This is a genomic window from Bacillus cereus (genome assembly GCF_025917685.1).
Taxonomy (GTDB): Bacteria; Bacillota; Bacilli; order Bacillales; family Bacillaceae_G; genus Bacillus_A; species Bacillus_A cereus_AT.
The window spans coordinates 2261946-2273917 of record NZ_CP089518.1; the positions used below are offsets into that span (position 1 = coordinate 2261946).

The window sequence follows — 11972 nt, forward strand, 5'->3', positions numbered from 1 at the left end:
GATCTCACTTTATGAGTCATTCCTTTTAGAAATAAATTAACTGGCACGTTTTTTATTTAATACTTTCAATTTTTCTGCTTGTAAAAACCGATTTGTTTCAGCGACAACGACACTACTTAACCCAATAAGACCAATTAAGTTCGGAATCGCCATAAGCCCATTCGCGATATCGGCAAATGTCCATACAACACCTAATTTTAAATTAGCCCCAATAGCAATCATAACGATAAAAATTGCTTTATAATATCGAACAGCACCTTCTCCAAATAAATAAGCGACGCATTTCTCACCGTAATAAGACCAGCCTAAAATAGTAGAGTAGGCGAATAAAATAATGGCAATACCAAGGATCATACTACCAGCGGTGCCGAATACAGATTGGAATGCAAGTGTTGTAGCTTCAACTCCAGTTTTACCTGACTTCCATGCACCTGTTGTAATTAATACAAGTCCTGTAATTGTACATACGATAAATGTATCAAGAAAAGTACCAGTCATAGAAACTAAAGCTTGTTTTGCAGGTGAATCTGTTTTGGCAGCAGCCGCTGCGATAGGAGCACTACCTAAACCAGCTTCGTTCGCAAATACACCGCGCGCCATTCCGATTTGAATAGCTGATGCAACCGTTGCGCCAATAAAACCACCAGCCGCTGCAGTACCATTAAATGCACCAGAAAAAATAAGTGAAAATGCCTCTGGAATTTGATCAAAGTGATAGAAAATAATAATAAGGCCAGCAATTATATAAAAGAAAGCTTTAATAGGAACGATATATCCCGTCACTTTCCCGATTTTTTTTACACCGCCTAAAATAACAATAGCGATTAAGAATGACATGAATATACCAGTTAATGCAGGAGGGAAAGAGAAGTTGATTCGCATTGCCTCTGCAACTGAATTAGATTGAACCATATTACCGATACCGAAAGAAGCAGTTGTTCCAAATATGGCGAATAAAACAGCTAGCCACTTCTTCCCTAAACCATGTTCTAAATAATACATTGGTCCACCGGAGTATTCACCATTTTCATTACTAACACGGTATTTCACTGCAAGGATTGCTTCGGCATACTTTGTTGCCATTCCGAATAAAGCAGTAATCCACATCCAAAAGATTGCGCCGGGTCCACCGATTGTCACGGCAGTTGCGACACCAGCTATATTTCCCATACCAATCGTTGCAGCCATAGCTGTCATCAGTGCTTGGAAGTGACTAATATCCCCAGAAGATGATGAATCCTCTGATTTTTTAAAAGCTAGTTTGTGAGCGTATATTAGTTTACTAAACTGTAAACCTTTTAAGCGCACTGTGAGAATAATACCAGTCCCAACGAGTAGCAACAAAGTTGGCAACCCCCACACATACTGATTAATTTGTTCTAATACTGTACTTACTGTCTCCATCTGTATTCTCCTTTTTTAGAAAAAATAAAAACCACTTCAAGGAAATGAAATGGTCTCTGGAGAAACAAGGGATAGAAAAATAAACCGATACAAATCGGCATTTTCTTTCGCTTGTCTCTGTCCTTTTACCTGAGAGATTATCCGCTAGATTAGCGGATTTGCTCCTTCGGTGCTCGTTTTCCTCCGCGCTATATAAAAGCGAGAGGGAGTCTCTCCAGAGATTCGTCCCCATGCAGTTCTACTTGTAAACAAGACCTGAGAGTTTCAAAGTTGGTTCAGCAACTTTTTGCCCCGTCGGTAGATCAATAGACCTTCTCCTGAATGGTTCATCCGAATTATAAAATTAATAACGAAATGCATTGATCATAAGTATCTATAATCAATAAACACATTATAGATACACTATAAGTGAATTGCAATCATTTTTTATTTTAAAATAGTAAATAAACTTATTTTTTTGATATTCCTAATTTATCTTTTATTTCATTTAAAGTAGACAAAGCGATTACAATATGTTGATCTGCAAGCCCTAAAGCATGCTTTGTATTTTCAATTGTTTCATTGGTTGGAGTAGAATTGTTGTATCCGTCTATAATCAAATCTGCTGCATTTTTCATGAAATTAGAAGCGGCCTTAAATTCAGTTGTGAAATAGACTAGTTGCTTTTGTATATGTGGTTCCGTTATATTTTCTTCGTTTTTCATATTGTCTATTTCTTTAATAATTGTTTCATATTGTTTAGAAACAGTATTCATTGTAACTAATAGTTTGTTTTTATCTACTGAATCTCCGTTTGTGTTAATCTCTTCCCAGGCAGGCAACCAATCTTTCTCAATTATGTCATTATAATTAGTAGTTAATTCATTCAATTTAGGTTGCAATTGAGTTCGGAAAGTTGTGGTATCAACGGTTTCTACAGTTGCTTTTTCAGCATTTTTTTGAGCTTTAGTTGTGTAGAAAATAGTGCTGGCAATACTAAGAATAGAAACCAAAAGCAGCCATTTGTTTAAAAGTAATTTCTTCAATATATAAATCCTCCAAATTCTAAAAACTTATAATTAAAATATATAACAATAATGTTATCGAAGGCAAAGAGTATAGTACAGAAATAATTCGAATTATGTTTATTCTATACATGAATAATTAAAACTATTAAAATAATGAAGATATTATGTAAGAAAAGGGGATTTTTAGTGGGAACGAAAAGAAAAAAACGAGCTTCAAGTATTGCAACGGCTATGTTATTAGTTGGTTTACTTGCACTCATATATATGAACAAAGAATCCAAAATTGAAGATTTTCCAATACCAATGTCAGCAATACATGTTAATGATGATAATGAAGGGAATTATCAATATATAAGTGTTATGCCTATTACGGAGGCAACCGGATGGGAGAACTTAGGGGAAAACGGACATACTGTTAGTTTTAAAAAAGGGGATCGGAAAGTAACTGTATTACATTATCCGGGAGAGATTACTTATTATTTATTTGAAAAGTAAATAGAATGAGTCATAAACAATGAGGCTTTCCTAATTTGTTTATGGCTTTTTATATATTAAAAATTGAAGTTTGAACGATATTATGAAGGGGAATTTTATATAGAAGAGAATATAAAAATGATATAAGAAAATATAAGGAGATATATTCTATGAGGAACGAAGCTTTACATGCGGTAGAGGAATATCGTAAAGATTTAAATGCTGGTAATATTGAAAAAATAAATAGTTGGGTATCAAATGATTTTATAGGTTACTTTGGGTATTACAGTGATAGAGACTATGAGGTATACCGAGGCGATACATATAAAGAAGATAATATTGAAACATTAAAAAGTTATGAAGGACAAAATCCTTATTGGAAATATAAAGACTTAACACATAGTTTAAGAATGGAGAACGAACTGATATTATCTGCTATTGTAGAGTTTTATTTGCAGGATAAAAAAATAGCATCTGTTTTAGCGATGGAAGTTTTTAAGAAAGAAATGGATGGGTGGAAGTTATATAGACAGCATATGGAAAGATATGCGGAATAATTTGAAGGATGCTGATTTTATGTAGATTATCAATTTAAACGTAGTATCTTGAACTATCTGTTACTTATCTAAACTTGAAGTGGTGCACTCCTACGAATACTAACATATCTATTAGTTATTTTAGTAAGTTTTATTGTAGTTACTGTAGCTTAAGGATTTCTGATATCAATGTCAGAAATACATATTTACCAGGATAATGAAGTTATAACTGTATCACATGATTCCGAACAGAATAGTTATTATGTATTTGAAAAATGAATGATGATAAAAGAGATAGAACGTAAACGACCCTATAGGAGTGTTTACGTCCTATTTTTTTGTTTTTAATTCTGAATTATTCGAATTATAATATATGTAATATGGGGAGTAAAACAATATTTTGAAGGGGAATGAGTTGATAAATTGCCAAGAATAAAAAAAATAGGGCGTTTTTGTCCTGTGGATGATCAAGGATTTATTATAAATGATGCACATTTGAATAAAATTCAGCCTGTGTTTTGGGAGGTAATACAAGAAATAAAGGATACTTGTTGTCAATTGTTACGGGATGATTTGCATAGTGTTTATATAAGAGGTTCTATTCCAAGAGGGATTGGAATAGAAGGTATTGCAGACGTAGATATGATTATTTTAGTTCAAAAGGACCCTAAGGCAATAAACTTAAGCTGGAGAAAGAAGCTAGAAGTCCAAATTACACAGCAGTTTACTTGTATATCAGGAGTGGAGTTAAGTTTTTATAGTGAAAAAGAAGTAATAAACTCAGAGGATTTTTCTTTTATAGGATTTATGATTCAAACACATAGTGTGTGTATATTGGGTGAAGACGTAAAATTATTTTTACCTAAATATAAAGTAAGTCAGGAGATAGCGTATGAACATCTCATTCATTTGCGGAAACAAATTGAACAAGCACACAAAGAGTTAATTCATAATCAAGACGTGGATGATATAGAGGATTGCTGTCGGTGGATTATGAAAATAATAATCAGAGCCGGTCTAGCATTAACAATTGATAGAGAAGGGCTTTATTCCAGGGACTTATACCCAGCGTATGCACTATTTAGTAAGCATTTTTCCGAGCAAAAAAAGAATATGAGGAAGGCATTACAATATGTAATTGAGCCTATAAAAGATATAGAAGAAATTTTATCGTTTTTAGATACCTTTGGTAATTGGTTGATAGAAAGAGCGGGGGATTATTTGAAGAATATCCGTTTTTAATTCATCATAATTTTGTTATGTAAACAATAGGTATTGAAGTAAAATAGAGGAGTGAGGGATTTGGATTTTTATATTGTATATGTCTTCTCACGAGGTAAGTATACAGGAATCAACTTGCAGTGTTTATGGAAAATTAGGAAGTTTCCAGTGAGGAAATGCAGACAGTAGCAAAAGAAATGAATTTTGCAGATTACTATGGAATCCCAGAGGATACGGCAACAGGAAGCTCAAACGAATGTTTAGCAGCGTATCTTCTAAAATATCGTTATTTTGGAACAGAAAAGGTAGATATGCGTGTTGAACAAGGATATGAAATAAACAGGCCTTCTTTAATACATATACAAGCTGAAAAAGTAGCGAGTAAAATTAATGTTAGTGTAGGCGGAAAAGTAGAAAGTATTGCAAGTGGGAAATGGATCGTATCATATCATAAGGGGGAATAGAAATGCTATTAAAAACAATATTTTGCAAGGTGGAAGAAGAGAAAAGGGAATTGTTTTCTGATGCGCAAGAAAAATGGCGTGATTTACAGTATTTAGACGGATTCTATGGACAATTTGGTGGGTGGAATGAAGATGAAGCATGTGTGTATACTTTATGGAAAGATAGAAATGCATATCAATCATTCATGAATGACGCCCATGATACAATTTTTTTTAATAGTAATCAAGAAGGCACATATACTTCCTGCAATATTGAAATGTTTCAAACGTTGTATGATATAACAGAAATTTCTTTGAAAGACGTAATTGCACAAGGTTCATTTGTAAGAGTTGCAATTTGCGATGTGGGGGAAGGGAAAGAAAAATACTTTTTACATGCGCAAGAAACAATTTGGAATAAAGGAATGGAAAATGCAAAAGGGATATTAGGTGGAGTTGTAGGAAAGTCTTTAAAGACTGAAAATCGTTACATAGTATTAACGTATTGGCAAGATGAAATAGCACATGAAAGTTATATGAAAGAAATTTTTCCTGCGTTATACCAGTTAGCAAATGTAAATGAGTATGTTGAAAATATAAATGGGAAGAGAGTTATTCGGAAGGAAGAATGGTCTGTTGCCGCTTCTAAATTAAGTTAGAACATATTTAAGTAGCTAGTTTTGAAAAAATTGATATAGAACGTTTGTTCTTGTATGATTACTTTGTACAAGAATAAGAGGGGGAGATATTTAAATGAGTAGAGTTTTAAGATTTGAATTGCAAGTCCCAAACCCTGAAGAAGCTATTCAATTTTATACAAATAGTTTTGGATGGAAGTTTGAAAAAATGCCTGGATCACATGACTATTGGTTCATTATAACGGGGGAAAGCGATCGACCTGGTATTGATGGTGGATTAATGAAATCACCTGATGGTGCTACTAGGACGACTAATTCGATTGAAGTACCTTCAGTTGATGAGTACATAAATAAAGTCATTGAAAATGGTGGACAAGTAGTTGTACCTAAAACTGCTATTCCTAATATGGGTTACTTTGCTTATTGTATAGATAATCAAGGGCTTCTTTTTGGAGTATGTGAAGAAAATATTGAAGCATAAAAAATTAGAGGATTTCGAAATTATTTTGTTTGTTGAACGATGTTTTCTATCAAAGATTATAATTATTGAACAATTGTATATAAAAACTAGTATTATTTTAGCTGAAGAAGGATCCATTTTGATTATTTCCAAAAGGATTCTTTTTTTGTTTTTCACATATTCTGAGTTATTCAGGCGTTATTATTCAAACTTACATCTGTATATTATCTATGAAAAAAGTAAATAAATGATGATATATTTAAGGGTTAATCTATTGACTGCTAAACAGTTTGAGATGAAAAGGAAAAGAAGACCAATTATTTTCTAATAAACATGTAATTAAGTGAAGACGTCATATACCCTTTCATGTTAATATATTTAAGTTATAATAGGAGGCTTACCCTTTTGTATTGTTCGGTAGAAGCAGTGTGAGCTTGAAATTTTTTATGAAAAGGATGTGCCTAACTTGCGTATCAATAAATTTATTAGTGAAGCTGGAAAAGCGTCTCGACGTGGAGCAGATAAGTTAATTAATGAGAGAAGAGTAATTATTAACGGTAAGGTTGCAAAAATTGGTGACCAAGTAAATCCAGGTGATGACGTACGAGTAAATGGAGAGCAACTTCGTATTGCTCGAGACCATGTGTATATCGCTTTAAATAAACCAGTAGGTATTACATGTACAAGTGAAAAAGCAGTAAAAGGTAATATTATCGATTTAGTGAATCATCCTTTACGAATTAATCACATCGGGCGTCTCGATAAAGACTCAGACGGTTTAATTTTGTTAACGAATGATGGCGATATTGTTAATGAGATTTTACGTGCTGAAAACAAGCATGAGAAAGAATATATCGTTTCAGTAGATAAGCCGATTACACCGGAGTTTTTAGAGAAAATGGCAGCAGGTGTTAAAATTTTAGATACAAAAACGCTTCCTTGTGAGATTACACAGTTATCAAAATATGAGTTCAAAATTATTTTAACACAGGGGCTAAATCGTCAAATTCGCCGCATGTGTGAAGCTTTAGGTTATCAAGTATATACGTTAAAACGTACGAGAATTATGAATATTGAATTGAATAATTTACCGGTTGGACAGTGGAGAGATTTATCGAAGAAAGAGAAAAGACGTCTATTTTCAGATTTAAATTACGAACCACAAGATTGGTAAAATTGAGAAGTGAATCCATATTTTTTGGTTTCACTTTTTTAAATTAAATAAATAATATTATTTAACACTTGCAAAAATAAAATGAATAAGATATATTAAATAACAATAAATGGATGTTTTATAAAAGCAAAGAAAAGGACACGAGTTATTTTAACCGGTTATACAGAGAAGGAAGGAAAGCTGAGAACTTCCTAACGCAGAAAAATAACTTACCACCTTAGAGCTGCACTGGGGAAATTAAGTATCTAGTGCCGTGTAAACGACGTTACCGTAAAAGAAGCCATTGCATTTTGTGATGGGAATCTGGGTGGAACCACGAATATAAGCATATTCGTCCCTAATTTTTAGGGATGAATATGCTTTTTTGCATTCAATTTTATAATAAGCGAAGAAAAGGACACGAGTTATTTTAACCGGTTATACAGAGAAGGAAGGAAAGCTGAGAACTTCCTAACGCAGAAAAATAACTTACCACCTTAGAGCTGCACTGGGGAAATTAAGTATCTAGTGCCGTGTAAACGACGTTACCGTAAAAGAAGCCATTGCATTTTGTGATGGGAATCTGGGTGGAACCACGGGTATAAGTACGCTCGTCCCTATTTTAGGGATGAGTGTGCTTTTTATTATGAAATGGAGAGATGAAAAATGAAAGAACAGATGATTGAAATTAAATTTCCAGATGGTAGCGTTAAAGAATTTGTGACAGGTATTACTTTAGAAGAAATTGCTGGATCTATTAGCAGTAGTTTAAAAAAGAAAGCAGTTGCAGGAAAAGTAAATAATCAACTTTTTGATTTACGCCGAAACATTGAAGAAAATGTGGAAGTAGAAATCATTACTATAGATTCCAATGAAGGTGTAGAAATTGCAAGACACTCCGCTGCACATATTTTAGCGCAAGCTGTAAAAAGAATGTATGGTGACATAAACCTGGGTGTAGGGCCTGTTATTGAAAATGGATTTTATTATGATATGGATCTTCCAAGTAGCATAAACGTAGAAGACTTACCGAAAATCGAAAAAGAAATGAAAAAGATTATAAATGAAAATGTAAAGATAGAACGAGTAGAGGTCTCACGAGAAGAGGCAAAAAAACTGTTTAAAGAAATGAACGATCACTTGAAATTAGAACTTTTAGAAGCAATCCCTAATGGGGAAAGTGTAACACTATATAAACAAGGTGAATTTGTAGATTTATGTAGAGGACCACATTTACCGTCAACTGGCTATTTGAAAGCATTCCAATTAACTCACGTTTCAGGTGCATATTGGCGAGGTGATAGTAATAACCAAGTGCTTCAGCGTATATATGGTGTTGCGTTCTCTTCTCAAAAAGAACTAGAAGAGTATTTACATTTCGTTGAAGAAGCAGCAAAAAGAAATCATCGAAAATTAGGCAGTGAACTTGAATTATTTATGTTTTCGGAAGAGGCTCCGGGAATGCCATTTTATTTACCAAAAGGACAAATTATTCGCAATGAATTAGAGGCGTTTTTAAGAGAAATTCAAAAAGAGTACAATTATCAAGAAGTACGCACTCCGTTTATGATGAACCAAGAATTATGGGAGAAGTCAGGGCACTGGGGACATTATAAAGATAATATGTATTTCTCAGAAGTGGATAATAAAAGTTTTGCATTAAAACCGATGAACTGTCCAGGACATATGCTTATGTTTAAAAACAAATTACATTCTTATCGCGAATTACCGATTCGTATGTGTGAATTTGGTCAAGTACATCGCCATGAATTTAGTGGCGCGTTAAACGGATTATTAAGAGTACGTACTTTCTGCCAAGATGATGCTCATTTATTTGTAACTCCAGAACAAATTGAAGATGAAATCAAATCAGTAATGGCGCAAATTGATTACGTATATAAAACTTTTGGATTCGAATATGAAGTAGAACTTTCTACTCGTCCAGAAGATTCAATGGGTGATGATAAGTTATGGGAGCAAGCAGAAGCAGCATTAGAAAATGTGTTACATTCATTAAATTATAAATATCGACTAAATGAAGGTGACGGTGCATTTTACGGACCGAAAATTGATTTCCATATTAAAGATGCTTTAAATAGAAGTCACCAGTGCGGAACAATCCAGCTCGATTTCCAAATGCCAGAGAAATTCGATTTAAATTATATAGATGAGAAGAATGAAAAGAGAAGACCGGTTGTCATTCACAGGGCAGTTTTAGGATCTTTAGATCGCTTCTTAGCGATATTAATTGAGCATTTTGGAGGCGCATTCCCGGCATGGGTAGCACCAGTTCAAGTGAAGGTCATTCCAGTTTCGAATGCAGTGCACGTGCAATATGTAGAAGAGGTTGCAGATAAATTGGCACAAGCTGGCGTTCGTGTAGAAAGAGATGTACGAGATGAAAAGTTAGGATATAAAATAAGAGAGGCACAAATGCAAAAAGTTCCTTATGTTCTTGTAATAGGGGATAAAGAAATGGAAAACACAGCAGTAAATGTACGGAAATATGGGGAAGAGAAGTCGGATGTTGTTTTGCTAGATGTATTTGCGGCAAGTATTGAAGAGGAAATAAAGAATAGAAAATAATAATTGATTAGAAAATACGCCATTATAATGAAGTGAACTCGAATAATGGCACATGAAAAAAACACCTCCTGAATTCGCATACTAAGTATGTCAATTCAACGGAGGTGTTTTTCATTTGAAGGGAAGAGTACATTACCCGAATGAAGTAAAGTGGAAAGTGATTGATTTGATATTGAAAGGCTCCCAACATTGTAGACATATCTAAAATGTTGGGGGCCGATTTGTTTTCTAGTTATTCACTTATTAAAAGTAAAGCTGTTAACTTGCCTTACAAATTTTCTTCAAAAAGTTTCGGTAAAAATTTGCTGAACTCGCTCATTTCTTCTACATTGTGTTTATATAAACCACTTAGATTAATAAATGGTGGTAATCCTTTTGGGAAAATGAATGTAGAAGTCATTACTGTACCGTTATCAGATTGTTCGTATTGATGTATTACTTGTGAAATGACATCGTCATCATCATCTAAACATGAACCCATTAAAACATGGCTGTAATGGATATTGATAGGGCAATCTTTAGGATCTTCCCATCTAATTCTTAGCGGGAATTCCAGTCCATCCCCCGCAGATTCGATTGAAGCTGATATGGCTCCTACGTGTCCATGTACTTTAGGGTCAACTAACCACTTAAAATCAACATGTTCTTCTGGGTGCCATAGTTTATATCGTTCAGGGTTATCAATATTATCCCACCACCAGTCAATCATTTCTGGTGTTACGTCATTCAATTTATGTTCAACTACTAGTGATACTTGGTTTTTCATTTCTATACCTCCTATTTTTTAACCAACATGGTGTTGGTTAAAAAATAGGAGGTATTATAGTATGGGTATCTTATGTGTTCAATAAACAGAAATAGCTGATCTGTTGTATTCTGAACATTATATAAAAATATGTCTAAAAAAATTAAAGAGGTAAAAAGTGGAATGTGTATATGCTGATTTACGCGTAGCTCGTACTAAAGAGGCGATACGTGATGCAATGCACTAACTGAATTAATAAATAACAAAGGGTTTGATTCCATTACGGTTAAGGATATTACAGCTAGGGCTAATATTAATCGAGGGACATTTTACTTACATGGGGAAAATATGATAAAGAAAAAGCTATTGAATTAATAGTAAGCATAGTCATGGATTTAGCAATACATTGGAATAGTGAAATTGAGCAACGAAAATGGAAGTACTCTATTTTAATGTCTATGAGAGAAAAAAATAATGATTATGATACTTTATTAGAGAATGTAGCTAACCTGTATAGTGATTTTAATTATCCAGAGGATATGAAAGGGTTTATTTATTATTTAGAACCGGATGAAGGCTATGATTCAAGTAAGTATACCAAAAATGAAAATATTAGACGACTGATAGATAAACTAGATTCATTCTTACAAAGTGAACAGAAAGCTTTACAGGAGGTTTAAATCGTAAGAATAAACCTTTAGAGGATATTTTATAGTAAATCGAGATTCCTTTACAAAGTCGTAGGTTATACTCCTACGGCTTTTATTATGCATTATTTAAGTGAAAGCTACTTTTTTTGAAGAGAATGAAAGATCCAATGCTAGTTCGGGTGGTTTTCGATTTGAATCAATATGCTACTTTCCAAATCGATTTACATGTACTGTAATGTAGGGACTTAAATAACAAATCAATTATTTATTAAATCTTAACATTACGTTATACCTCTTATAACGGAAAATAACAAATAACGACACGTTTTTTTTTAGAAATGTTGTTATTTGTTGCTTATTTGTCTTCTATTTGTTGTTATTTGTTATTTATCCGTCTTGTATTTATTGTTTATTTGTTGTTTTTATCTATGGAGAAATATGTAATGATGCATATCTAAATAAAGGGGATCGATATGCAGAGTGTGATTAAATTATATTAAACAAAATTCAAATTATATGAGTTATTTTATATATATTAAAAACGACTCCCTTTAACTAAGTATATCAAGTTGTAACTGCTATAATTACTTAAATAAAATTAAAAAATCATTTTATAAGTATAACATTTTCATTCGTATTAATACTTAATAGTTAA

General features: G+C 33.1%; 12 protein-coding genes, 1 pseudogene, 1 riboswitch and 2 other annotated features. Of the genes and pseudogenes, 10 read left to right on the top strand and 3 right to left on the bottom strand.

Annotated features, from left to right (window positions below; genetic code table 11):
• Window positions 1-36: 36 nt before the first annotated feature.
• Together LUS72_RS11680 and LUS72_RS11685 are read right to left on the bottom strand one after the other, a co-directional pair.
• Window positions 37-1404 carry an alanine/glycine:cation symporter family protein gene (locus tag LUS72_RS11680; RefSeq protein ID WP_097832032.1) on the bottom strand — a complete coding sequence of 456 codons (1368 nt, stop codon included), beginning with the start codon at window positions 1402-1404 and terminating at the stop codon, window positions 37-39.
• 107 nt (window positions 1405-1511) lie between these two features.
• Window positions 1512-1632: riboswitch (glycine riboswitch) on the bottom strand.
• 221 nt (window positions 1633-1853) lie between these two features.
• Window positions 1854-2429 (bottom strand): hypothetical protein, encoded by a 576-nt coding sequence (locus tag LUS72_RS11685; RefSeq protein WP_097832033.1) that lies wholly within the window; start codon window positions 2427-2429, stop codon window positions 1854-1856.
• Between the two features lie 132 nt (window positions 2430-2561).
• Here LUS72_RS11685 and LUS72_RS11690 point away from each other — a divergent pair, with 132 nt between their 5' ends.
• The 8 genes from LUS72_RS11690 (at window position 2562) to thrS (ending at window position 9922) form a co-directional block, all read left to right on the top strand.
• Window positions 2562-2906 carry a hypothetical protein gene (locus tag LUS72_RS11690; protein WP_170961038.1) on the top strand — a complete coding sequence of 115 codons (345 nt, stop codon included), beginning with the start codon at window positions 2562-2564 and terminating at the stop codon, window positions 2904-2906.
• A 149-nt stretch (window positions 2907-3055) separates the two neighbouring features.
• Window positions 3056-3442, top strand: coding sequence for a DUF4440 domain-containing protein (locus tag LUS72_RS11695; protein ID WP_071771422.1), 387 nt, complete (start codon window positions 3056-3058; stop codon window positions 3440-3442).
• A 402-nt stretch (window positions 3443-3844) separates the two neighbouring features.
• Window positions 3845-4663, top strand: a complete 819-nt coding sequence (locus tag LUS72_RS11700) for a nucleotidyltransferase (protein WP_097832034.1) — start codon at window positions 3845-3847, stop codon at window positions 4661-4663.
• Window positions 4664-4818: 155 nt separating this feature from the next.
• Window positions 4819-5106, top strand: coding sequence for a PhzF family phenazine biosynthesis protein (locus LUS72_RS11705; RefSeq protein ID WP_240523219.1), 288 nt, complete (start codon window positions 4819-4821; stop codon window positions 5104-5106).
• A gap of 2 nt (window positions 5107-5108) precedes the next feature.
• Window positions 5109-5744 carry a YdbC family protein gene (locus LUS72_RS11710; RefSeq protein ID WP_097832035.1) on the top strand — a complete coding sequence of 212 codons (636 nt, stop codon included), beginning with the start codon at window positions 5109-5111 and terminating at the stop codon, window positions 5742-5744.
• A 94-nt stretch (window positions 5745-5838) separates the two neighbouring features.
• The gene (locus LUS72_RS11715) at window positions 5839-6204 is read left to right on the top strand and encodes a VOC family protein (protein ID WP_097832036.1); all 366 of its coding nucleotides are present in this window, start codon (window positions 5839-5841) and stop codon (window positions 6202-6204) included.
• A gap of 445 nt (window positions 6205-6649) precedes the next feature.
• Entirely contained in the window at window positions 6650-7357 is a 708-nt protein-coding gene (locus LUS72_RS11720) for a pseudouridine synthase (RefSeq protein WP_001222156.1), read from the top strand.
• A 120-nt stretch (window positions 7358-7477) separates the two neighbouring features.
• Window positions 7478-7699, top strand: a binding site (T-box leader).
• Window positions 7700-7736: 37 nt separating this feature from the next.
• Window positions 7737-7958: a binding site (T-box leader), on the top strand.
• Window positions 7959-8002: 44 nt separating this feature from the next.
• Window positions 8003-9922 carry a threonine--tRNA ligase gene (thrS, locus tag LUS72_RS11725; RefSeq protein WP_097833324.1) on the top strand — a complete coding sequence of 640 codons (1920 nt, stop codon included), beginning with the start codon at window positions 8003-8005 and terminating at the stop codon, window positions 9920-9922.
• Between the two features lie 268 nt (window positions 9923-10190).
• Here thrS and LUS72_RS11730 read toward each other — a convergent pair whose 3' ends face one another.
• Window positions 10191-10688, bottom strand: a complete 498-nt coding sequence (locus tag LUS72_RS11730) for a DAPG hydrolase family protein (protein ID WP_097833325.1) — start codon at window positions 10686-10688, stop codon at window positions 10191-10193.
• A 157-nt stretch (window positions 10689-10845) separates the two neighbouring features.
• On the opposite strand from LUS72_RS11730, the pseudogene LUS72_RS11735 reads away from it, so the two are divergent.
• Both LUS72_RS11735 and LUS72_RS11740 read left to right on the top strand, forming a co-directional pair.
• Window positions 10846-11006 (top strand): annotated as a pseudogene (locus LUS72_RS11735) (TetR/AcrR family transcriptional regulator); the annotation flags it as partial.
• A gap of 26 nt (window positions 11007-11032) precedes the next feature.
• Complete coding sequence (locus LUS72_RS11740) at window positions 11033-11347, top strand: DUF2247 family protein (RefSeq protein ID WP_373605292.1); 315 nt, start codon at window positions 11033-11035, stop codon at window positions 11345-11347.
• Window positions 11348-11972: the final 625 nt, after the last annotated feature.